Consider the following 22,706-nt stretch of genomic DNA (forward strand, 5'->3'; position numbering starts at 1 on the left):
AAGGATAAATGATGAGTACGCAAAATTTATTGATTATTGGTCAAGGTGATATTGGTTTGCCAGTCAGCAACCAGCTGGCACAGGACGGTTTGAATGTCACAGGTTTGGCTCGTGGTGAGCGCCATCATTACTCTTTGGATGATAACGCTGAATTTATGCAAGCCGATGCATTGACTCTGACGGCTGAGCAGCTGCAAGATTTTACAGCGATATCAATTATCGTTACCCCCGATGATTATTCGACCAGCGGCTATCATAATAGCTACTTAGCAATTAGCCAGCATTTGGCAACGCTTGCGGACAAACTTACCAACCTTTCACGCATTGTTTTTATTTCATCAACGGGTGTTTATGGGCAAGATAATGGCGAATGGATTGATGACAATACTGCGCCTGTGCCGCCAAAACGCGAAGCATCGCAGGTGATATTGCAATCAGAACAAGTCCTGCAACAAGGCTTTGGTGATAAAGCCATTATCATTCGTCCAAGCGGTATTTATGGACGCGTGCGTCTCATGCGTTTGCGTAAAGCCCGCGAGCCACAAAAGGAAGCAGTGGCAGCCGCGCATTGGAGCAATCGGATTATGGATCGCGATTTGGTCGCTATCATCGCTAACGTACTGACTATCGATGCGCCCAAGCCCCTTTATATTGCTACTGATTATGCGCCAGTCACGACTTTTGAGTTGGGCGTTTGGTTAAGTCAGCAGATCAATGAAACGCCTCCTGCTCTTGACGATAAAAAAATAGCGGTTACGGGAAAACGTTTGCACAGTAATATTCCATTAGCTTGGTTGGCATATCCTGATTGGCAAGTCGGTTACCGTGATATTTTGCGTCATCAAGAACAACATCAAGAGTAATATGTCAGTTTGATTTAATTAGAATTATTTTTATATTTTATAGCTTATGGAGATTTCATGACCCAGCCTTCTACTTCTGACACTCATTTACCCAGTGCTGATCTTACAGCAGCAGGCGGTACAATTTCAGAAGGCAATGCTGAGCAGTCGTCTATCTTGCCAGATAGTACCCAACCTGCGATTGTACATCCTAATTTTGACCCGAGTCGCTTGGCACTTGATCCTGCCAGACCCTTGAGCGATATTCCAGAGCCTGCTAGGCGATTAAATGGTCAATTGCAACGACTTTATGGTCGCTCTGCGCGTTTTTATCATCCTAAAGAACACAGCTTGTCAAAATGGGCGCTGATTGCTTCAGAAGTACTGGGCGAGCATCTGTCATTACTGCGGGCAGCAGAGCTTGTTGAGTTTCCAGACAGCTTTTATCACAATCACAGCGCGCAACCATTATTATCATCATTAAATGGTATGACTTTGCTCGACATGGCTGATATTCAGCAGGCGCTTCGTGCTTATCCAAAACTGCATCGTTACGGTCTTGTACTAAATGACTCTTCTGTAAGTACCGATACGAGCGTTAGTAGTAATGCTAAAAACACACAGGCTTCTTTACGTGCATTGACCAAACGGTATAACCCAGATGAGTTGCTCAACAGTGTTTACGCCGAAGATTGGCAGGTAGTGTTGCAGCCGCAGCAATTTGAGACAGGCGAGGGCAGTTTGGCTACTGATATTATGGCGTGTAGCGTCGCTGTTCATGCATTTAGGCAGTGCGAGACACGCAAAAGTATCAATCACCGCTATAGCGCCGCGCAAATCTGTCAGCACATACGTAGTTATCTGCTGAGTCAAATCGTTTGTGAGCCATCGCAGCGCCATGCCTACCGTCAAATACGCATTTTCACAGGACATGTTATTGTTGCCGCGTACCATTTAGGTTGGGAGATACAAGTGAGTGATGACGGTCAGTGTTATTTTAATCTCTCATCGCGCAGTGGCCTATTGACTCGTTATCCTAACATGCAAGATTACGACATCAATGGTTGGTCAAGCTGACCAATAATGCGTACAATAACGCCAATTTTTTGCTCTTCTTTTTGTCAATAGGAACGCTTCCATGCTTAATGCCTCAATGCCTAATGCGCAACACCCTTCTTTCTCCTCACATCAATTTATCCAACTGGCTTTAGACAATCAAGTTCTCAAATTTGGCGAGTTTGTCCTCAAGTCTGGTCGCATCAGTCCGTATTTTTTTAATGCAGGCTTGCTGGCGTCAGGTGAGATGTTGTCGTTGCTCGCGTGTGGTTATGCTGATGCCTTGGCTGAGCAAATGACTGCTAGTCATAACGGTACAGATGAGCAGGAGCTGGTGATATTTGGGGCAGCGTATAAAGGTATTCCTTTTGTGGCAGCAACCGCGCAAGCCTTATGGATTCATCATGGTATCAATGCCAAGTGGGGCTATAATCGTAAAGAAGCAAAAACTCATGGCGAAGGTGGCAACTTAGTAGGCGCTGACGTTAGTGGTAAAGCAGTCTGGGTACTCGATGATGTCATTACCGCTGGTACGGCGATGCGCGAAGTGGTTGAGATTTTAGAGCAAGCGGGCGCTAGCGTTGCTGGTATTATCGTTGCCCTTGACCGTAAAGAAAAAGGTCAGGCTGAGCATTCTGCTATTCAAGAGTTGGCGTCGACATTAGAGGTACCAGTGCGTGCACTCGTCGATATCGATGATTTAATCAGTTATTTGGCAGATGACCATGGCGTACAAAGCGGTCAGCATAAAGATGCGACCCAACTTGCCAAGATGCAACATTATCGCGCGCAGTACGGCGTATAGTTGGGTACTGAGTTCGAAGCTGTTCTGTATTAATAATATAACGTAAGTGAGCCTTATCATGAGCCAAGAAAATCAAAAAAAATCGTTAAACATACTCGTTATTATGGATCCTATCGAGCAGGTTAATTATAAAAAAGACACGACCCTTGCTATGATGTGGTCGGCACAAGACCGTGGGCACAGCCTTGGCTATTGTCAGATTCATGATTTGTGGTTGGATCGTGGGCAACTGATGGTTGATACGCAGTCAGTGACCGTCAAGCGTGATCCTAAAGATTTTTATACATTAGGGGATAAAGCGACAGCGCCAATCAGCGACTATGACGTGGTGTTGATGCGTAAAGATCCGCCGTTTGACATGCGTTTTATTTATGCCACTTATATGCTGGATCATGCCAAAGCGGCAGGCGTGCTAGTGGTCAATGACCCACAAGCGATACGTGATTGTAATGAAAAGCTATTTGCCACGTGGTTTAGCGATTATATGAGCCCAACGATTGTGACCAGTAAGCAGGCGCATATTCGCAAGTTTATCGCTGAGCAGCAAGACGTCATTGTTAAGCCATTAGATGGTATGGGCGGTACGGGGATTTTCCGTTTGACTGCTGATAGTCCAAATATCGGCGTCACGCTTGAGATTTTAACCGAGCTTGAAACCTTGCCGATTATGGCGCAGCGTTATTTGCCAGAGATCAAAGAAGGCGATAAGCGCGTGTTGATCGTTGATGGTGAAGTAGTCGATTATAGCTTGGCGCGTATTCCTACCAAAGGCGAGACCCGTGGTAATCTTGCGGCGGGTGGTAGCGGTATTGCGATGCCGCTCACTGATGTCGAACGTCAAGTGGCAGAAGTCGTGGCACCTATTGTTAAAGAAAAAGGTCTAATGTTCGTCGGGCTCGATTTAATCGGTGGTCGTATTACCGAGATTAATGTCACCAGCCCAACGTGTGTACGTGAGATTGATGATCAATGCGGTACAGATATTGCGACCGATTTTATCATCGCCATTGAGAATAAAGTAGCAGTTTGCGCAACACTGTAAGGATAGAGTGATTTATCACTAAGCTATGCGCACAATACTTAAAAAACAGTGTGCTAAGATAGATTGATAAACAGCATCTTTTCATAGCGCATAAAAAGGCGATAAAACGTCATTTATAAACGATGCTTTTATGATTTTTCGATAGTATTTATAAAAGCCAAGTCGTGATTGCTCGCGGCTTGGATTTTTGTTATTGACAGTGCATAAAGTGCTATATATCAGCCAACGATTTACACTATACTATGCGAGATTTTATAGGGTCATTATTGGCTGATGACTAAGATGATTATAGGATAATAAGTCCTTCATATAAATAAAGAAAAGATAGGCAGGCGTTCATGAAAGCACCGCATATATTAATGATGGCCGCGGGTACTGGTGGGCATGTGTTCCCAGCACTGGCAGTGGCTGAGGAATTGACTCAGCGTGGTGCGGTTATTCATTGGCTAGGCACGCCAAATGGTATGGAAAATGGCTTGGTTGCACCGACTGGTTATCCTTTTCATGCGATTGAGATGCAGGGTTTACGCGGTAAAGGAATCGGGCGTTTATTGAAGTTGCCAGTGACTTTATTGTCAGCGACGATGGCAGTTATAAAGGTGATTCGTAGTAATCAAATTGACATAGTTGTCGGTTTCGGTGGTTATGTGACAGCGCCTGGCGGCATCGCCGCACGTCTGACCAATACGCCTCTGATTATCCATGAACAAAATGCCATTGCAGGCATGAGTAATCGCTACCTATCCAAGATTGCAACCAAGGTGCTGCAAGCATTTGAGGATACCTTTGCCAATAGTGCACAGGATGCTAAGCTTGAAACGGTGGGTAACCCAGTACGCAATGCCATCACTGGTGTCTCTGAACCGACGGTGCGTTATGATGTTAATGACAACTCACCGCTCAAATTGTTGGTGGTGGGTGGCTCACTTGGTGCACAAGCCTTAAACGACACTGTGCCAAAAGCGCTGGCATTGCTCAATCAGCCTTTTGAAGTGCGTCACCAATGCGGGCGTAACAATGAGGCTGCCACACAAGCGGCTTACGATGAGCAGGACTTGAGTATGCACAAATTTGTGGTACAGCCTTTCATCGACGATATGGCCGCCGCTTATAATTGGGCAGATGTTATTGTTTGCCGAGCAGGCGCATTGACGGTTACGGAAATCCAGAACGTTGGTATTGCCGCAATTTTTGTACCGCTGCCGCATGCGGTAGATGACCATCAGACTGCTAATGCCCGCACTTTAACCTCACACGATGCGGCGATTTTGTTACCGCAGTCTGAGTTGACAGCGCAGCGTTTGAGCAATGAACTTGCTGCCCTTAATCGAGAGAAGTGCCTAGCGATGGCCCAAAAAGGCCATGCCCTTGCCAATCGAAGTGCGAGTAAGCAAGTTGCTGATATTATCTGGCAAACGCTGTAGCCTATATTCTTATAACTGACTGTTTTTATTACCAATTATTTTGATACACTAAATTTTATTAGCCTTTGATAAAGAGAAGCCCTATGTCTAACCCTGCGAAAGCTCTACCTAAGCGTTTGATTGAAATACCAGAAATGCGTCGTATTCAGCATTTGCATTTTGTCGGTATTGGTGGCTCGGGGATGTGCGGTATCGCGGAGGTGATGAACAATCAAGGTTATCAAGTAAGTGGTTCTGATATCGCTGAGAGCTTAGTGACCAAACGTTTGGCAAAGATTGGTATTGATATTGCGATCGGTCATGATTCTAAGAACATCGCTAATGCTGATGTCATCGTTGTATCGTCAGCGATTGATCGCAGCAACCCTGAAGTAAAAGCGGCACTAGAAGCGCGTTTGCCAGTGGTTCGCCGTGCCGATATGCTGGGCGAGTTGATGCGTTATCGTCACGGTATCGCTGTTGCTGGTGCTCATGGCAAAACCACGACGACCAGTTTGTTGACTACCATGATGGCAGAAGGGCAACTCGATCCTACCTACGTGATTGGCGGTAAGTTGAATGCATCTGGTAAAAATGCTGCACTGGGTAGCAGTCGTTTCTTGGTGGCAGAAGCCGATGAGTCTGATGCGTCGTTTTTATCGTTACATCCGATGGCCGCGATTGTCACCAATATCGATCAAGACCATATGGAAACGTATGAGAATAGTTTTGATAAATTAAAAGCCGCTTATATTCAGTTTTTACAAAATATGCCATTCTATGGTTTGGCGGTGGTCTGCGGTGACGATCCTGAATTGTATGCGATGATTGATGATATTGGTCGTCCCGTACTGACCTTTGGACTTGAGCCTTTTAACGACGTTCAAGCCATCGACTTGGTAACGGAAGGTACTAAAACTCACTTCACGGTACTGCGCCGTGACCGTGAACCTTTACGTTTGACTCTCAATATTCCTGGTACTCACAACGTTTACAATGCACTTGCTGCTATTACCATGGCGACTGATGAAGGGGTGGATGACGAAGCGATCAAACGCGCTTTGCAAAAATTTGAAGGCGTTGGTCGCCGTTTTGAGCAGCATGCCTCTGTCAATCTTGATGATGGTAATGTTTTATTGATTGACGATTATGGTCATCACCCAAAAGAAGTCGATGCCACCATTAAAGCGGCCCGTCAAAGCTTCCCTGAACGTCGTTTGGTAATGATGTTTCAGCCGCACCGTTATAGTCGTACCCGAGATTGCTTCGATGATTTTGTTGAAGTACTCTCTAGCGTTGATGAATTATTATTATTAGACGTATATTCAGCAGGTGAAAGCCCAATTACTGGCGCTGATACCAAATCATTGGCGCGTAGTATTCGGTTGCGCGGTGAAGTTGAACCGACGATTATTGACAAGGACAATTTAGCTCCTGTCATGCAGCGTTTATTAAAAGCCAATGACATGCTCATTACTCAAGGTGCAGGTAATGTAGGGCAGATCGCTGTCGACTTGGCTGCCAATAACCTTTACATTAAGTAAGCTAAAAAATTCTAGGAACGATCTTCATGACGACTGATACTAAAGAAAATACCAGCACTCAAAATTTAGATAATTTAGATAGCAATGATGCCACTCTAAACACGACGACCAGTGATGCAAAAGATGCCAGACAGTTTGGTAAAGTGGCGGTTGTCTATGGCGGCAGTAGCAATGAACGCAGCGTATCGTTAGACAGCGGTGCTGCCGTATTGCAGGCGCTACAAAACCAAGGCGTTGATGCCACTCATTTCGATCCTAAGCATCAAGACATCACAGAGCTACGCGAGTATGACCGCGTGTTCAACGTACTGCATGGTCGCGGCGGCGAGGATGGTTTGTTGCAAGGTGTGCTGCAATGGTTTGATATTCCGCAGACGGGTTCAGGGATTTTGGCATCAGCGCTGGGTATGGATAAGGTTCGTACCAAGCAATTATGGCAAGGTTGTGGGTTAGCAACCGCTCCATTTTCATTGTTAACAGCTGAGACTGACTGGCAGCAAGTGGTCAACATGCTAGGTTTACCACTTATTATCAAGCCCGTTCATGAAGGCTCCAGTATTGGTATGACCAAGGTCAACAATCTGGACGAGTTGCCAGCGGCTTATGCCACGGCAGTACAGTGCGGTGATGCGGTTATGGCTGAGCGCTGGATTACCGGTCGTGAGTTCACGATTGTTATTATCGATGATGAAGCCTATCCAGTTATTCGTCTTGAACCTGCTGATATTACCAACTTCTACGATTTTGAAGCCAAGTATAATCGTAATGATACCAGTTACTATATTCCGTGTGGTTTGAGCGCTGCTGATGAAAAGCATTTACAAGATCTGAGCCTTGCAGCGTTCCGTGCCGTTGATGCCAAAGGCTGGGGACGCATCGATGCTATGCAAGATGAAGCAGGCAACTTCTGGTTGCTTGAAATCAATACAGTGCCAGGCATGACCAGCCATAGCTTGGTTCCGATGGCAGCCAAGGCTCGAGGCATGGACTTTGATGCATTGTGCTGGCATATTTTAGCGCAGACATTAGAGTGACTGGTATAGCAGTTATTGCTTAAATAGTTATTTAGCATTGCTACTTTTCAATATTGTTCATTCTTTAACATTGTTCATAATGCTATTGATATTTATTGAGACAGTTGTCATTAATAGGCTGTCTTAATAAACCAGTGATAAAACTTATGAATCATTAGATTTGAATTTTTCTTATAGCCTAAGAATACTAGTAGACGAGAACGGGTTAATGTATCACTAGAGCTGCTATACCACAGCGTCATGTAAACTTGTGTAAATTCGTTGTCACTAGTAGGGGTTAAGCTATTGTTTAACCATAAAATACGTTAATATTGTAATTATAGGTCTGTTTTAGTGATATTTCTGTTTTCTATGAATTTAGCCCATAAGTTATTCATAAATTAAGAAAAATGTTACGTTTAAATGAGCATAATGTCATCCTATAAATCGTTTTAGTAAAATATTTTGATAATATGTCAACTTAATAGGCCTCTGCAAAAATATGCAGATTTACATTTATAAATAGCATGATCAGTTTTATGCAAATATAGGGACAAAGGTCGTTATGGCTCAAACTGTCAACGAGGTAACTGACTTGATGAGTGATAAAACCCGTCGCCCAAACTCTAAGTTCCAAGTACCGACTTCGCTCAAATATTTTTTTATGGTATTGGTACTAGGGTTGCTCGTGCTGATATTGATAATGGGTGGAAAAGCGTTGCGTGATGCACCGCCAGCTTCTATCCATGTGAATAATCAGGGTTTGACCGTTACCCAATATCGCGCATTGCAACAGGTTATGAATCAACAAAAGGTAAGCAGCTTTTTTACCTCTGATTTGCAAGCGTTAAGAGATATTACGACGGGTCTGGCTTGGGTTGATCAGGTCAGTATTTCTCGTGATTGGCAACGGGGCATAGTCGTTACCGCATTACCTAAGCAAGCGGTTGCTAATTTTGGTACAGAGCGTTTGGTGGATGCAAAAGGTGCGGTTTTTGTCCCTGCTGATAGTAAAGATCTGACGCAAGAACGCTTTGCCACCTTACAAGGTGAGATAACGCAAGCCCCAGTTATCATGCAGCAAATGCAGCAAGTTAACGACTGGTATGCGCCACTTGGTATGCAAGTCGAAGATATTATCCTGTCACCAAGAATGACTTGGCTGATTCGTTTTGACAATGGACTGCGTGTGATTGTTGATAACGAGAATACTGCGCAAAAGCTGCTGAGTTTAAGTCAGCTGCTCGGCAATCAGTTAAGTGAGCGTCGAGGCGAAATACAGTCTGTAGATTTGCGCTATAAAAATGGTTTTACCATTGCTTGGGATATGGCACAGCCAAAAATTGATGAAGCAGAATAACGATAGATAGATAGATAGATAGATAGATAGCATAAGCAAAAACTGGTTAGCATTTTAGTTTGAGCTATTTTGATAGCTTGTAGCACGGAATATACAACATCATAGCGTGTTGATAACGCTTTTTTTAATGATCTAATGGAGACGTCATTTGTTCTCCTGTTTAGCGATAATTTGTCTGGTACCATGAAAAATACTGAAAATCTGGTTGTTGTCCATCTAAGTGCCACGGCAGTCTATGTCGTTATTGGTAACGTTGTCTCTGCAAAAGACATCCGTATTCTGGGCGTGGGACAAGTCAAAAATAGCGATTTTTACCAAGGTCAAATAAAACACCGTGAACGTCTACAAGGTGCTATCAAGCAAGCCATTCAAGAAGCAGAAGATACTGCCAATTGCCGCGTGCACAGTGTGTGGTTGACCCTAGCGACACCGGAACTATCGAGCAAAAATAGTGCAGGCGAGGTACGTGTAGAAGATGAGGCGGTACGTGCCAAAGATATGGTGCAGGCGTTGTCTAATGCCAAATCACGCGATCTATCATCAGACTATTATCTAATGCATTGCTGTCAGCAGGGTATCTATGTTGATGATCAAGATTTCATGGTGGATGATGCGATCGAAATGATGGCGCATAATATTACTGTGATGTACCACATGATGATGATGCCCGTTGCTAGTCGTCAGAATATCCAAAAATTATTGCAAAGCTGTGATGTTGGTATTGACCACATTGTATTTGATGCAGTGACGAGTGCTGAATATAGTTTGATGAGTGACGAGCGCCAGCAAGGGGTTTGTTTGGTAGATATTGGTGCTAGTACGACCAGTATTTGCGTTTATAAAGAAAACAAGCTGATATTTACCCATTGTATCGCGACAGGCAGCCACGAAGTAACGATGGATATCTCAGCTGATTTTGGTATCTCCATGATTGAAGCTGAAAAGCTGAAAAAAACCCATGGTACTGTCGATGTCAATAGTGTCGATCCTAGCTCGTTCTTTATCTTTAAACCACAAGGAACAGGTGACGAGATTAATATTGGTATCTATAATCTAGCCCGTATTATTGAAGCGCGCTATGTACAGATATTTACGGAAGTTGCTCGTCAATTGCATGAGGCTGATCTCATCGGCTATATTGACAAAGGTATCGTACTCACAGGTGGCGGTACGGCGATTAAAGGTATGATACCCTTTACCAAAAAATTGCTCAAAATGCCCGTAGTATTAACCAACACTCATCCTGCTATTAGTGCTCATAATCATTTTGATAATGATGAGTCATTTAAGCAGCTAAACAGTCAAGTGAATGATCGTGCTTATCAAACGGCATTTGGTACACTATTATATAGTCAAAGCGAGCAGTTTCGCCGTAGTGAAAAAAGCGAGCCTGAAGCGATTCAAAAAAATCGAGTCACTGGTGTTTTTCAAAGTGCAGGGCAGCGTTTTGCTAGTGTACTCAAAAAGATATTATAATCTGTTAGCAAAACATACTTATATTAAGCAGCATAAGAGTATGCAGCTATATAATAGGCAAGAATACGAAAAGTCACACCCTGTACTATACTGGCATATTTTGGCTAGCACAATTATCTAAGCCATTGCCCTGTTTTATTTAAATACAATTATATATAGTAAGTCGATAGCGCGCCATATAAGTGTGTTACCAAGTATCGACCATCACGCTATCTGCAACTGGAGAAACCTTTTTATGTCAAAATACACCATGCCAGATGATAACCAGCCTCAAAATAACGGCCAAGCAAGCTTCACTGTATTCGGTGTTGGTGGTGGTGGCGGTAATGCGGTTGAACATATGGTACAACAAGGGATTAGAGGTGTAACGTTCGTCTGTGCTAATACGGATAAACAAGCGCTTGATCGTTTAACTGCACCGCATAAATTGCAACTTGGCGCAAAAACGAATCGCGGTTTGGGCGCAGGGGCGAACCCAGAAGTTGGGCGTGAAGCAGCAGAAAGCGAAGAAGAAGCCATCCGTGCATTACTCGAGCATTCAGACATGGTGTTCATTACTGCTGGTATGGGCGGTGGTACGGGTACGGGTGCAGCGCCTGTGGTTGCTCGTATTGCTAAAGAAATGGAAGTTTTGACAGTTGCCGTCGTGACTACGCCATTTAAGTTTGAAGGTGGCAAACGTATCAAGGCTGCTAAGGCTGGTATTGAGCAATTGACTAACTTTGTTGATTCTATCATTACGATTCCGAATGATAAGTTGATGAGTGTCTATGGCAATATCTCTATGCAAGATGCCTTTAAAAAAGCGGATGATGTGTTATTACATGCGGTTCAAGGTATTGCTGAAACTATCGCTAGTGAAGGTATGATCAATATCGACTTTAATGATATCCGCACTGCTATGACTGCTAAAGGCCATGCAATGATGGGTATCGGCCGTGCCAGCGGTGATGATCGTGCGCGTCAAGCAACTGAGAAAGCCATCAGATCACCATTGCTTGATGACTTGCGTTTAGAGAATGCAAAAGGTCTATTGGTTAACGTAATCTCTTCTGAATCACTATCATTGGATGAGATGAGCAAAATTAGTATCATCGTTGAAGAAATTACAGATATCGACGATGCTCATATTTTCTATGGTTCAGTGATTGACGAAAAAATGGGTGATGATTTGCATGTTACCGTTATCGCCACGGGTCTGACTTTAGATGAAAATGCTGGGCAAGAGCCGGAAGTAGTTGAGGCACCAGTTCCTTCTGTCAATAGCACTCAGCCTGTTGACCCTAACGTGCATACCAGCGCTTTAAACAGTCAAAAGCAATCGCAGGCCCAAATGTATCAAGATACGGCTGGTGCTACCCGTGCAAGCGCGCCTCAAGAGCAGGCGAAAACCAAAACCAATAGCATTCAAGACTATCTAAAACGTCAACAAAATAAATAATATTTTCAGATGTTTGGGATAAAAAAAGCCAGTACTAAGTTGCTGGCTTTTTTGTGCGTATAGAAAATGTCCATATATTAGTAAGCTGATTCAGCTATGAGAGCGCTCTATTTATAAGAATCGCCTCTCAATGCGAAAATAATCATTAATAAATAGGCGCATAAAACAATTTATGAATGTAACATTTGGCTGTTATTTCCCTGTGTTAACAGAGGCAATGCGATCAATAAGACATAAAAACAATCAAGATTTATTGGCGATAAGTGTTATCAATCAAGGAGATAAGAAAATTAGCGAGTTTTAACTATAGCGAACTAGGGGCGGGTAATGATACACTATGGCAATTGTAACAAAATATGTGAGAAGACAGCCATGAACCAAAGAACCATAAAAACTGCGATCGCTGTCACAGGTATTGGTCTTCATAGTGGTCAGCCTGTTGACTTAGAGTTTCATCCGCAACCTATTGATACGGGTATTGTTTTCGAGCGTTCTGATATCGAAGGCAGCCAGCCGATTCCAGCCAGTGCTTTTTTAGTACAAGACACTATGATGTCATCAAATTTAGTGTTTGGTGGAACACGTGTGGGGACGGTCGAGCATTTGCTTAGTGCCATTGCTGGACTAGGTGTGGATAATCTTTTAATCCGTGTGTCAGCCTCAGAAATACCAATTATGGATGGTAGTGCCGCTCCTTTTGTGGCGCTGCTACTTGACGCAGGATTTTGTGAACAAGATGCTTTAAAGAAGTTTATAAAAATCGTCAGACCAGTACGAGTAAAAGTAGATGATAAATGGGCAGAACTGCGTCCTTATGAAGGGTTTGAGCTAAATTTTGAGATTGATTTTGATCATCCTGCTATCGACAAAGATTTTCAGCATGCCCAGTTGCAGTTTTCGACGCAAAACTTCATTGAGCAATTGAGTTCAGCCCGTACTTTTGGATTTTTACGAGATATAGAAGCCTTACGTCAGAATAATTTGGCATTAGGAGGCAGTATGGATAATGCTATTGTTATTGATGAGGCAACTATTCTTAACGAAGAAGGCTTGCGTTTTAATGATGAGTTCGTTCGCCATAAAATTTTGGATGCTTTAGGTGATTTATATTTGATTGGCTATCCGATTTTGGGTCGCTTTAATGCTTATAAATCTGGTCACGCGTTAAACAATTTATTGGTACGTGAGATACTATCTGACCATAATAATTTTGAAATTGTAACTTTTGATGACAATGTAACGTGCCCAATTCAGTATTTACCTCTCGAAGGTTTGACTGTTGAAGGATGAATACAGGAATATACACGAAGTATCGAAACATTTACGCAATATTACATAATCCGGCAGTAATTACATTCTAATAATATTCGTTTTTTTGAATGTATTGTTTAGATTATTTTAACAATTCTGCTCTAGAGTAGAGAATATCAAAGCTGTGGATATTTTTTCAATCATCTGTTGGTGACGTTCATAATGTGAACGGAGCTAGCAGGTGATTTTTTTTGTTTGCGTCATTACAAAATCGCAGCGTTATCAGCTGATTTTTACGGTTTTGTTTACACAAATTTACATAGTAACATTAATAATTTCAATGATTTGCCAGACGTAAAAGTGCTTTTTTGAGATTTTCATCAGTGGTGACATGCTCTGCGGCCTGTGATATAGTCCGCTTTGTGTTTTGGCTAAGAGCCTGATTTTCATTGGCTTTACTAGATTTTGACAAAGTTGCTGATACTGCTGATAGTTGTTTAGATGAATGATTATCAGCTGAATTTTTAGCGACGACGACGCGAATTTGCTTGAGTTGTTTAAATGTAATTGACTGCTCTGTTAAGACTTGCAAATAAGCGCTCTGCAAATAGCGAATATGATTGGCAGCAGTCATTGAGCCCACACTGAGTATTAATTGCTCGGAGGTGAGGCCTACGACCCAACAGGTATTAAGAATTTCTTCAGGTAGACAATCTACCAATAGCTCTTTTACCTCATTGGTCGCTTCTATGTATAGCCGCATATTGTCAGCAAGCGTTCGGGGTAGTGCGCTACCAGCAAAAGCTTGATGGTCGATAAGTTGGGCAAGCCGATTTGGCTGTTTTTTTGACATCGTGATGACTCATCTAATAGGTGACAAAATCGATATTCATAATTGACATGCTAAAAGCAATTGATACTGAACGATTTGCGAGACAGTGAACTAAGCGGAATATGGTATTAACAGATAATACCAGTATTAGTCACTACAGAAAGAATAGCGGGCTGTTTTAATAAGGATTTTATCATGTTTTGTAATGATCATCTCCTCTAAACTAATTGATGCTTTGTCATGGATGACGAGCGGTCTTGTATTAACAATAGGTAGTAAATTTATGAAACAAGCTTTATTAATTTTGTCAGTATTGGGAATGGGTATAGCACAGACAAGTGGTGCTGTCGAAACAACCTTTCAACCAAATAATACCTTGAGTCATACCATCACAAATATTTCTGCTTCTTCGAACTACGGTTCTAGTCGCAATATCTATAGCACTAACAGTGGTGCTCATGTATATAGCAACGACGAGATCAGTCAAGCCATTGATAATTTAAGTGCGCATGCCAAGCAAAAAGAATATCAACTTGCTTCGCTTACCAGCCGTTTGTCTTATGAGCAGCGTCAGCAGCAATCAAGCCGCGCTCCTGATCGCAATTCTGCTCCTGCTATCGCAGCGGCAAGTGCATCGCGAGTAGCACTGTCTAGAAGCTCTGGCTACTGTGCTCGCTATGTACGTAAAGCGCTACAATCAGCAGGTTACGAATTTACGCCTAACCCTTCAGCTTATCAGTACGCCTCTCGCGGCACACTTGCTCAAGCAGGTTTTACCAAGATCAGTAATGATATGCAGCCACAAGTGGGTGACGTCGTTGTCTATAATCGTACGTCAAACCGTCCACATGGTCATATCCAGATCTTTGATGGTAACGATTGGGTATCTGATTTCCGCCAAAACAGCATTAGCCCATACAGTGGCACTTACAGCTATACGACATGGCGTGATTCACAATATGTCGATGATGCATCAGACCGTGGTATTTACCTTGCGATGGCTGATAAATAGTAGACAGTTAGATATAGTCTAAGTTAAAAGTTTTCTCCAAACCCAGTAATGCCTTTATAGCATTGCTGGTTTTTTTTGCGCTTTGAGTTGTGATGCTTAAGTTAAAAGTAGAGTTAAAGATCAAATCTTGACCAGTAGCTACGATTGTGAAAGTCAGGTGGGGAGGCGTGGTTTGGAGCAAAATATAAAGCAATCTCACCAAACCATAAAATAACGCAAGGATGTATTTGCTCAATCACAGTATTAGCGATGGCGTACTGCTGATTAGGTCGTTGGATTACTGGTATATTAAAGCTGCGCTCATAATGATGAGGTTTATTTGCGACTGATGGATCATTAGATAAAGGGTTCTCCACGTAGCTTAATATTGGCTTTACATTGTTTATCCAATTAATAAACGCGCGCGCTTGTCCATCAGCTGCATATAAGGGTGTTGGTGGTAAGGTCGCAGGATTACGATAGCTCTCAAATTGATATAGCGCGTAACGACCGTCTGGATTGGCATTAATCTCGATATAGGGCGTTGCCTTTTGAGCATCCGTTAGATTTTTATCATTGATTAGACGACCAGCGATAAAACACTCAAAGCAAGTCTCTTCCCACAAGTAATCATCGAATTTTACTTGTGCTTGCTGCCACATTGACCAGTTTAGCTGCTTTGCTAGTATTTGGCTGGGTAGGGTGAGTTGATAGGTTAGCTGTAAGTGTAGTGATGGCTGTCGAATAATCTGAGCACTCACATTTATACAGATGCGCTGTAACTCATCCACTGTTATACCCAGTTGCTGCGCATCGTTTGCTATGGTTTCGGTGGCCACATAGAGATTGAATGATTGATTCATAAGTTAAGACCCGACAATGAAAATATAGAAGTAACCATAAGAAAAATTGTACCGACTAAGCGAGCTAATATTACACGCTAAGTAAATCTAAAACGAGCAGACAGCATAAAAGCCGCGAGCAAGATGCATCGCGGCTTTTATGTTTATCGTCACCATTTGGCTATGATTTGAGTTGATATGGCATATCATACCATCACATCACTCAAACCAGCTGGTCATCACATATTATTATGCATGACGTGCTAAGTTAGACAATTTTGGGTTGGCGTTTGGATTTTTACGCAGTAACAATGCCATACGACCAATAGAATGAACCAAAGACGCGTTAGCCGCTTTGGCAAGTTCCGCACCGATGACATCGCGCTCTTCTTTTGTGCCAGCAGGCAGCTTTACTTTGATGAGCTCATGATCTGATAGCGCGCGATCAATCTCTTCAGTAATGGTTGGGGTAATACCTTTGTTGCCAATCATGACGATAGGTTTGAGGTCGTGACCAATGCCTCTTAGGCGTTTGATGGTAGCGTTATCGAGTTGCATAGAATTCCTAGGTGTTGGTAAAAATAAAAAACAGTACTATTAAGAGCAGTTGACGACCATTATAGATAATCTGTGGTCATCTTGCATGAGATCAGCAGGATTTTGCACGATTTTACGTGATGAAAATGTTAAACTGAATGTTTGGGCACATTATAAACGCTACTGTCTGATAAATCAGTGTTTTAACCAATAGAATTTAGTCAGTTTAAGACTGCAAATGTATAAAAATCTTGATTGATAGCATATTCGAATAAATTTAAACCATATCGAAAGTGCTTCATAAATCTTTTAGCTACTTCAGTAATATGTATGAATGTTTTGCAAAGCAATAGGAGCAGGTATTTTGGCCACGCGTATCGAAAATAAAAAACTGTCAAAGAGTAGTAGCGCTTGGATGAAAGAGCATATTGACGATCATTATGTGCAAAAAGCGCAAAAAGATGGCTATCGTGCCCGTGCCGCCTATAAACTATTAGAAATTAATGAAAAGACCAATATTATTAAAAAAGGCATGACGGTTGTAGATTTGGGCAGTGCTCCAGGCAGTTGGTCTCAAGTGGCAGGTCAGCTAGTAGGCGAAAAAGGTATTTTGATTGCCTCTGATATTCTGCCGATGGACACATTGCCTGATGTGACTTTTATTCAAGGCGACTTTCGCGAAGCAGACGTGTTTGATGCGATCATGGCAGAGGTTGGTGATAGACAGGTCGATGTAGTGCTGTCCGATATGGCACCAAATACGGCAGGAAACAGCGCAATCGATCAGCCACGTATGATGTATTTATGCGAGCTGGCAGTGGACTTCGCGCTTGCAACCTTACCAGAAGGTGGCGCACTTATTATGAAAGTGTTTCAAGGTGAAGGCACACAAGAATTACGCAAGCAGATGCAGCAGGATTTTAGTAAAATCCGTAGTATCAAACCAGGTGCGTCACGACCACGGTCAAAAGAGATGTTTTGGATAGCGATTAAATAATCATAACGTCGTTATGTCACAGCCATTGTAAGCGAGATAATGTGTCACCATAACATAGTCTCATGAGTGTATTGAACCCGCTACAATCGTTAACTGAATAATAGCGAAACCTGCTTGAATTATGCAGGTTAGCACCACATATCATGTTATATTAACTTTGTTTCAAGCATATGTTTTAGGCAAAGTCGTCTGACAATAAGCGCCTGATGTGCTCATCTACGATAGATATATAGGTCATTGATATTTATAACTTGTGAAAACAGTCCCCATGCAGCATTTGAGTTGTATGAGTCTGACTTATAAATTTTGGCTATCAATATATTTACTAAAAAATGAGCGATACGTTTATAGACGTCACGTGTTTAATAAACACACCAATAAGTAAGGGATGGGAATAACTAGTGAGCGACATGGTAAAAAATACCTTATTGTGGCTGGTGGTAATCGGCGTTTTGGTGCTGGTGTTTAGCGGCTTTGATCAATCATCCGAGCCGGATAGCCTTAACTACTCTGAGTTTGTGACCGCCGTGTCAGAAAACCAAGTAGCCAGCGTTGAAATCGATGGCGAGCAAATCACCGGCGAAAAGAAAAATGGTTCACCTTTTGAGACTATTAGACCAGCTGTGTCAGATGATGAGCTCATGCCATTGCTGCGTGAGAACCAAGTCGAAGTCCAAGGGACTGCCCCAAAACGCCAAAGCGTCTTGATGCAATTACTGATAGCCAGTTTCCCAATTCTATTGATTATTGGTCTGTTTTTATTCTTCATGCGTAACATGCAAGGCGGCGCTGGCGGTAAAGGCGGCGGCCCTATGAGCTTTGGTAAGTCAAAAGCCAAAATGCTGACTGAAGACCAAATCAAGGTGAACTTTGAAGATGTGGCTGGTTGTGAAGAGGCCAAAGAAGAAGTGGTTGAAGTGGTCGAGTTTTTACGCGACCCTGATAAATTTACCAAGCTTGGTGCGACGATTCCACGTGGTATCTTAATGGTAGGCCCTCCAGGTACTGGTAAGACGCTACTAGCAAGAGCCATTGCTGGTGAAGCTAAAGTACCGTTCTTCTCTATCTCAGGTTCCGATTTCGTTGAAATGTTTGTGGGTGTCGGTGCCTCACGTGTCCGCGATATGTTCGAACAGGCTAAAAAGAGTGCGCCTTGCATCATCTTTATTGATGAAATTGATGCAGTCGGTCGTCATCGTGGCTCTGGTATGGGCGGTGGTAATGATGAGCGTGAGCAGACACTGAACCAATTATTGGTCGAAATGGATGGTTTTGAAGGCAATGAAGGCGTGATCGTCATTGCAGCGACCAACCGTGCGGATGTGCTTGATAAAGCGCTATTGCGTCCAGGTCGTTTTGACCGTCAGGTACAAGTGGGATTGCCAGATATTAAAGGTCGTGAGCAAATTCTTAAAGTGCATTTGAGAAAGCTGCCGAATACTATCGGTGTGGATGCCAATGCATTGGCTCGCGGTACACCAGGTTTCAGTGGTGCGCAGCTGGCCAACCTTGTCAACGAAGCGGCATTGTTTGCAGCACGTCGCAACAAGACCAGCGTTGATATGAATGACTTTGAAGATGCAAAAGACAAGCTATATATGGGTCCTGAGCGTAAATCAATGGTCATCCGTGAAGAGGAGCGCCGTGCGACCGCTTATCATGAAGCAGGTCACGCCTTAGTCGCTGAGCTACTACCAGGTACCGATCCTGTGCATAAAGTAACGATCATGCCGCGTGGTTTTGCGCTTGGGGTTACTTGGCAGTTGCCAGAGCATGACCAAACCAGCATGTATAAATCAAAAATGCTGAGCGATATTGCTATCTTATTCGGCGGTCGTATCGCTGAAGAAGTCTTTATCAATCAGATGTCGACGGGTGCTTCTAACGACTTTGAACGTGCAACCAAGATGGCTCGTGCCATGGTGACGAAGTACGGTATGTCTGACGCACTTGGTATTATGGTTTATGAAGATGAAGACAGCTCGCAAGGCTATTTTGGCTCTAGCAGTCGTACGATTTCAGAAGCCACGCAGCAAAAGGTCGATGAAGAAGTCCGCCGTATGTTAGAGGAGCAATATGATATCGCGCGCGAATTGATTGAAGGCAATCAAGAAAAAATGCATGCGATGGTCGATGCTCTCATGAAATGGGAAACCATTGACCGTGATCAATTGCAAGATATTCTAGCAGGTGAAGACCCACGTCCACCTAGAGTTTATCAGCACAACGAAGTCAACTTATCGAAGAATGATATCAAAACAACCAACTCAACACCGCCACCGTTACCAGCGATGTAGTTATTAATTAATTCATATCCAATAGAAAAAGCCCTTTATGATAAAGGGCTTTTTTGTTGTCCATATTTCGTGAAGGGTTTAGTACAGAATAGAGTTTACTGGTATGATAAGCACAACGCATAACAAGCACAGTGCAATAATTAGAATGTTTTAATGAGAGATAATTTGGTTATGTCCTTATTTCAGCCCTTACCCAGCTATAAGATATCAAGTCGTGATAAAACACTAGATCTATCGCAGCCTCATATTATGGGTATTCTTAATGTCACACCCGATTCGTTTTCAGACGGTGGACAGTTCAATGCGGTAGATAAAGCAGTTGCGCATTGTCAGCAAATGATAGAAGAAGGTGCGACTATTATCGACATTGGCGGTGAGTCTACTCGCCCCAATGCGGATGCTGTGGGCACTGTTGAAGAGATGCAGCGTGTTGTGCCAGTGGTTCGAGCCATTAGGCAGCAATGCGGGGAGGATATTTGGCTATCCATTGATACCAGTAATCCAGAGGTTATGAAAGCGGCTTTTGACGCTGGTGCTGATATTTGGAATGATGTACGCGCACTCAAACGCGAGGGTGCAGCAGTACTAGCGGCTGAGCTTGATATACCCATCATGCTGATGCACATGCGCGGCGAGCCAACAACGATGAATAATTTGGCACAATATGACGACATCATTAGTGACGTAAGGGCTGAGCTATTATCGCGTATTGACGAAGTAACAGGAATCGGTGTTAAGCGTGAGAAAATTATTATCGATCCAGGCTTTGGTTTTGCTAAAAATTATGAGCATCATTGTGCACTATTAAGCCAGCTTGGCAGGCTACAAGCGCTTGGTTTACCGATGATGTTTGGCATTTCGCGCAAACGTTTTTTAGCGGAAGCTCTGAGCAAGAGTGGCGTCGAAGTCGTTGCTACTACTAACGCGGTAGATCGTGATGTGGTAGGTACGGCAGCTGGTATCTTTGCCCTACAGCAAGGCGCTGGCATTATACGCACCCATAATGTGGCGATGATGCAGCAAGCGGTCGCCTTGTGGCGTCAATTATCTGCGCATAATTATCCTTAATCCCAATTTAAAATAATGAGAGTACTTTTATGACCACCCCGATTCAGCCAGAACCAACCAATGAACAGCGCCGCATTATCTATCAAGCACGCCGCGGATTAAAAGAGTTAGACTTTTATATTGACCTTTATGTCAAAGAAATTTACTTGACCGCAGAGCCTGCTGAACAAGAGACGTTTGCAGAAATGCTGACTCATGAAGATCCTGATTTGTTGGATTATTTCACCAATCAAAATCGTCCAGAAAACGAAGAAATATGGGCGTTAGTCAATAAAATTAAGACATGGCGTCATACCAAAGATTTGACTTAAAGACTGATTTAGGTATAAGAAATGGTTGTCCAGAGTTGGTTTAGCTAGGCCTAAGTAATATAATGGTCTGCCGTTTTTTTTGGTGATAAAATATGACCTTGGCAAATTCGTTGCGTATTGATACGGCTATTCGGCCTGCCAGCTATTTGCGTTTGCTGCTTTATAGTGGGTTGACCGCCGTCATGGTTGTACTGGCATGGCTTGCTTCTTTACTGTTATGGCAATATGTGCTTATTTTAATCATTACCGCCGCGGTGATTATTTATTTGACATTATCACGACCCATACTGCTGCACCTGAGCCAACCACCACTTAGCCATCGTATCGATCAAAATTGGCAGCTACTGCTCCGTACGGGTCGCGGTGATGAGCTATGGCAGGCACAATTAATCGCTGTCTCTGGATATCGATGGGCGATAAGCTTTGAATTCAATGTTATAGAGCCTTATCAGCGCTCTTTATCAGTAACCATCTTTCGAGATCAAGTGAGCCCTGAACAATGGCGAGAGTTGAATATTTTGGCTAGATTGTATTGAGTACTTATAAATAGTGCTTATCAGTGCCATGGTTGAATGTTCAATATGCCTAACATAAACGCCGAAAATACGAGTTAAGGAAGTATTTTTTTATAGTTTCCAATGAGCAGTTTTTTCCACGAATTTACGAACGCCTACATGTCATAACAAAACACCTATCTGGATAGCGAAAGAGATTTGTTATATTGCAAGAGAATTGTGAATCGCATAAGTAAATCGAGCTGTTGATTAATATATTAAATTAGCAGCAAAGTTTTTAGCGGTTTATAGATAATAAATAATATGACAAAAAGGAATCGAGAATGAGCTTATTAGGGAATTTGGTTAGTCAGGTGGCCCGTCGTGCGATGGATCCTGAAGATGCGCAGCGTAATCCTGTAAATCAACGCATTGATCCACGTCGTACAGGTGGTCTTGGGGATATATTGGGTAGCGTGCTCGGCGGTGGTAGTCAAACTGGTGGCTACAATCCACGCCAGTATGATCGTCAGCCAGACAATGGTTTTGGCTTAGATGATATTCTCGGTGGGTTAACAGGCGGTGGACTCACTGGTGGCAATCAAAGTGGCGGCGTTAATTCTAATACTGGAGGTCTTGGAGACATATTAGGCAGTGTGCTAGGTGGTCAAGCCATAGGTAGTCAAACGAGAAAATCTGGATTCGGTGGTAAAGGTATGCTAATCGCTGCACTTATGCCAATGGTACTAAGCTGGATCAAACGCAATGGCGGCTTGAGTGGTGCATTATCGAAAATCACAGGTATGGGTTATGAAAACCAAGCGCATTCTTGGATGAGTAACCAGCAAGACAATGACAACCTTGATCCAAATGATATCAGTCAGTTGTTCGATGAAAATGAGATTCAGCAGGTTGCAGCACATACTGGTGCTAATGACGTAGAAGTCCGTCAAGGTCTTGCTGAATTGCTGCCAGAAGTAATGAATCAGCTGACACCAAGTGGTAATTTGGATAATGAATCTGAAGCCAATGAAGAGATTGATCAAATCATTAATCAGCTATCTAGTCGATTAGGTGCGTTAAAATAAATTTATCTTTTAAAGA

21 protein-coding genes are annotated in these 22,706 nt (G+C 42.9%); 18 read left to right on the forward strand and 3 right to left on the reverse strand.

Annotated elements, in window-relative coordinates; all coding sequences use genetic code 11:
- Window positions 1–11: 11 nt before the first annotated feature.
- From I3252_RS02260 to lpxC, 11 genes are all read left to right on the forward strand, one after another.
- Entirely contained in the window at window positions 12–863 is an 852-nt protein-coding gene (locus I3252_RS02260) for an SDR family oxidoreductase (protein ID WP_238034073.1), read from the forward strand.
- Window positions 864–920: 57 nt separating this feature from the next.
- Complete coding sequence (locus I3252_RS02265; RefSeq protein WP_238034074.1) at window positions 921–1,919, forward strand: hypothetical protein; 999 nt, start codon at window positions 921–923, stop codon at window positions 1,917–1,919.
- Window positions 1,920–1,995: 76 nt separating this feature from the next.
- Window positions 1,996–2,703: an orotate phosphoribosyltransferase gene (pyrE, locus tag I3252_RS02270; RefSeq protein WP_238034123.1), complete on the forward strand. Its 708-nt coding sequence runs from the start codon at window positions 1,996–1,998 to the stop codon at window positions 2,701–2,703.
- 58 nt (window positions 2,704–2,761) lie between these two features.
- Window positions 2,762–3,745, forward strand: a complete 984-nt coding sequence (gene gshB / locus I3252_RS02275) for a glutathione synthase (protein WP_238034075.1) — start codon at window positions 2,762–2,764, stop codon at window positions 3,743–3,745.
- Window positions 3,746–4,083: 338 nt separating this feature from the next.
- The gene (murG, locus tag I3252_RS02280; protein WP_238034076.1) at window positions 4,084–5,169 is read left to right on the forward strand and encodes an undecaprenyldiphospho-muramoylpentapeptide beta-N-acetylglucosaminyltransferase; all 1,086 of its coding nucleotides are present in this window, start codon (window positions 4,084–4,086) and stop codon (window positions 5,167–5,169) included.
- Window positions 5,170–5,252: 83 nt separating this feature from the next.
- Window positions 5,253–6,692, forward strand: coding sequence for a UDP-N-acetylmuramate--L-alanine ligase (gene murC, locus I3252_RS02285; protein ID WP_238034077.1), 1,440 nt, complete (start codon window positions 5,253–5,255; stop codon window positions 6,690–6,692).
- A gap of 26 nt (window positions 6,693–6,718) precedes the next feature.
- Entirely contained in the window at window positions 6,719–7,726 is a 1,008-nt protein-coding gene (locus tag I3252_RS02290; protein WP_201600490.1) for a D-alanine--D-alanine ligase, read from the forward strand.
- Between the two features lie 544 nt (window positions 7,727–8,270).
- Window positions 8,271–9,065, forward strand: coding sequence for a cell division protein FtsQ/DivIB (locus I3252_RS02295; RefSeq protein ID WP_201581980.1), 795 nt, complete (start codon window positions 8,271–8,273; stop codon window positions 9,063–9,065).
- Window positions 9,066–9,248: 183 nt separating this feature from the next.
- Complete coding sequence (ftsA, locus tag I3252_RS02300) at window positions 9,249–10,541, forward strand: cell division protein FtsA (protein WP_198329470.1); 1,293 nt, start codon at window positions 9,249–9,251, stop codon at window positions 10,539–10,541.
- A gap of 235 nt (window positions 10,542–10,776) precedes the next feature.
- On the forward strand, window positions 10,777–11,982 hold the full coding sequence (gene ftsZ, locus I3252_RS02305) for a cell division protein FtsZ (RefSeq protein WP_238034078.1): 1,206 nt from the start codon (window positions 10,777–10,779) through the stop codon (window positions 11,980–11,982).
- Between the two features lie 372 nt (window positions 11,983–12,354).
- On the forward strand, window positions 12,355–13,272 hold the full coding sequence (gene lpxC / locus I3252_RS02310) for a UDP-3-O-acyl-N-acetylglucosamine deacetylase (RefSeq protein WP_238034079.1): 918 nt from the start codon (window positions 12,355–12,357) through the stop codon (window positions 13,270–13,272).
- Between the two features lie 298 nt (window positions 13,273–13,570).
- Here lpxC and I3252_RS02315 read toward each other — a convergent pair whose 3' ends face one another.
- The gene (locus I3252_RS02315) at window positions 13,571–14,086 is read right to left on the reverse strand and encodes a hypothetical protein (RefSeq protein ID WP_055124714.1); all 516 of its coding nucleotides are present in this window, start codon (window positions 14,084–14,086) and stop codon (window positions 13,571–13,573) included.
- A gap of 262 nt (window positions 14,087–14,348) precedes the next feature.
- On the opposite strand from I3252_RS02315, the gene I3252_RS02320 reads away from it, so the two are divergent.
- Window positions 14,349–15,077, forward strand: a complete 729-nt coding sequence (locus I3252_RS02320; protein ID WP_201600484.1) for a CHAP domain-containing protein — start codon at window positions 14,349–14,351, stop codon at window positions 15,075–15,077.
- A 113-nt stretch (window positions 15,078–15,190) separates the two neighbouring features.
- On the opposite strand, the gene I3252_RS02325 is transcribed toward I3252_RS02320, so the two are convergent.
- Both I3252_RS02325 and I3252_RS02330 read right to left on the reverse strand, forming a co-directional pair.
- Window positions 15,191–15,919 carry a hypothetical protein gene (locus tag I3252_RS02325; protein WP_238034080.1) on the reverse strand — a complete coding sequence of 243 codons (729 nt, stop codon included), beginning with the start codon at window positions 15,917–15,919 and terminating at the stop codon, window positions 15,191–15,193.
- A gap of 228 nt (window positions 15,920–16,147) precedes the next feature.
- A complete protein-coding gene (locus I3252_RS02330; RefSeq protein ID WP_045444184.1) occupies window positions 16,148–16,456 on the reverse strand; it encodes a YhbY family RNA-binding protein in 309 nt (102 codons plus the stop codon).
- A 343-nt stretch (window positions 16,457–16,799) separates the two neighbouring features.
- On the opposite strand from I3252_RS02330, the gene I3252_RS02335 reads away from it, so the two are divergent.
- The 6 genes from I3252_RS02335 (at window position 16,800) to I3252_RS02360 (ending at window position 22,690) form a co-directional block, all read left to right on the forward strand.
- Window positions 16,800–17,432: an RlmE family RNA methyltransferase gene (locus I3252_RS02335; RefSeq protein ID WP_055124712.1), complete on the forward strand. Its 633-nt coding sequence runs from the start codon at window positions 16,800–16,802 to the stop codon at window positions 17,430–17,432.
- A gap of 401 nt (window positions 17,433–17,833) precedes the next feature.
- On the forward strand, window positions 17,834–19,729 hold the full coding sequence (ftsH, locus tag I3252_RS02340) for an ATP-dependent zinc metalloprotease FtsH (RefSeq protein ID WP_238034081.1): 1,896 nt from the start codon (window positions 17,834–17,836) through the stop codon (window positions 19,727–19,729).
- Window positions 19,730–19,900: 171 nt separating this feature from the next.
- The gene (gene folP / locus I3252_RS02345; RefSeq protein WP_238034082.1) at window positions 19,901–20,797 is read left to right on the forward strand and encodes a dihydropteroate synthase; all 897 of its coding nucleotides are present in this window, start codon (window positions 19,901–19,903) and stop codon (window positions 20,795–20,797) included.
- 29 nt (window positions 20,798–20,826) lie between these two features.
- The gene (locus tag I3252_RS02350; protein WP_045444191.1) at window positions 20,827–21,108 is read left to right on the forward strand and encodes a succinate dehydrogenase assembly factor 2; all 282 of its coding nucleotides are present in this window, start codon (window positions 20,827–20,829) and stop codon (window positions 21,106–21,108) included.
- A gap of 92 nt (window positions 21,109–21,200) precedes the next feature.
- The gene (locus tag I3252_RS02355; RefSeq protein WP_238034083.1) at window positions 21,201–21,644 is read left to right on the forward strand and encodes a hypothetical protein; all 444 of its coding nucleotides are present in this window, start codon (window positions 21,201–21,203) and stop codon (window positions 21,642–21,644) included.
- A gap of 302 nt (window positions 21,645–21,946) precedes the next feature.
- On the forward strand, window positions 21,947–22,690 hold the full coding sequence (locus I3252_RS02360) for a YidB family protein (protein WP_238034084.1): 744 nt from the start codon (window positions 21,947–21,949) through the stop codon (window positions 22,688–22,690).
- Window positions 22,691–22,706 lie beyond the last annotated feature (16 nt).

It is taken from the genome of Psychrobacter sp. Ps4, from assembly GCF_022129285.1.
Taxonomy (GTDB): domain Bacteria; phylum Pseudomonadota; class Gammaproteobacteria; order Pseudomonadales; family Moraxellaceae; genus Psychrobacter; species Psychrobacter immobilis_A.

Excerpts from the sequence above, each read along its gene's own strand:
- I3252_RS02260 (WP_238034073.1), top strand. The coding sequence starts at position 12 with ATGAGTACGCAAAATTTATTGATTATTGGTCAAGGTGATATTGGTTTG.
- I3252_RS02265 (WP_238034074.1), top strand. The coding sequence starts at position 921 with ATGACCCAGCCTTCTACTTCTGACACTCATTTACCCAGTGCTGATCTT.
- pyrE (WP_238034123.1), top strand. The coding sequence starts at position 1,996 with ATGCCTAATGCGCAACACCCTTCTTTCTCCTCACATCAATTTATCCAA.
- gshB (WP_238034075.1), top strand. The coding sequence starts at position 2,762 with ATGAGCCAAGAAAATCAAAAAAAATCGTTAAACATACTCGTTATTATG.
- murG (WP_238034076.1), top strand. The coding sequence starts at position 4,084 with ATGAAAGCACCGCATATATTAATGATGGCCGCGGGTACTGGTGGGCAT.
- murC (WP_238034077.1), top strand. The coding sequence starts at position 5,253 with ATGTCTAACCCTGCGAAAGCTCTACCTAAGCGTTTGATTGAAATACCA.
- I3252_RS02290 (WP_201600490.1), top strand. The coding sequence starts at position 6,719 with ATGACGACTGATACTAAAGAAAATACCAGCACTCAAAATTTAGATAAT.
- I3252_RS02295 (WP_201581980.1), top strand. The coding sequence starts at position 8,271 with ATGGCTCAAACTGTCAACGAGGTAACTGACTTGATGAGTGATAAAACC.
- ftsA (WP_198329470.1), top strand. The coding sequence starts at position 9,249 with ATGAAAAATACTGAAAATCTGGTTGTTGTCCATCTAAGTGCCACGGCA.
- ftsZ (WP_238034078.1), top strand. The coding sequence starts at position 10,777 with ATGTCAAAATACACCATGCCAGATGATAACCAGCCTCAAAATAACGGC.
- lpxC (WP_238034079.1), top strand. The coding sequence starts at position 12,355 with ATGAACCAAAGAACCATAAAAACTGCGATCGCTGTCACAGGTATTGGT.
- I3252_RS02315 (WP_055124714.1), bottom strand. The coding sequence starts at position 14,086 with ATGTCAAAAAAACAGCCAAATCGGCTTGCCCAACTTATCGACCATCAA.
- I3252_RS02320 (WP_201600484.1), top strand. The coding sequence starts at position 14,349 with ATGAAACAAGCTTTATTAATTTTGTCAGTATTGGGAATGGGTATAGCA.
- I3252_RS02325 (WP_238034080.1), bottom strand. The coding sequence starts at position 15,919 with ATGAATCAATCATTCAATCTCTATGTGGCCACCGAAACCATAGCAAAC.
- I3252_RS02330 (WP_045444184.1), bottom strand. The coding sequence starts at position 16,456 with ATGCAACTCGATAACGCTACCATCAAACGCCTAAGAGGCATTGGTCAC.
- folP (WP_238034082.1), top strand. The coding sequence starts at position 19,901 with ATGTCCTTATTTCAGCCCTTACCCAGCTATAAGATATCAAGTCGTGAT.
- I3252_RS02350 (WP_045444191.1), top strand. The coding sequence starts at position 20,827 with ATGACCACCCCGATTCAGCCAGAACCAACCAATGAACAGCGCCGCATT.
- I3252_RS02355 (WP_238034083.1), top strand. The coding sequence starts at position 21,201 with ATGACCTTGGCAAATTCGTTGCGTATTGATACGGCTATTCGGCCTGCC.
- I3252_RS02360 (WP_238034084.1), top strand. The coding sequence starts at position 21,947 with ATGAGCTTATTAGGGAATTTGGTTAGTCAGGTGGCCCGTCGTGCGATG.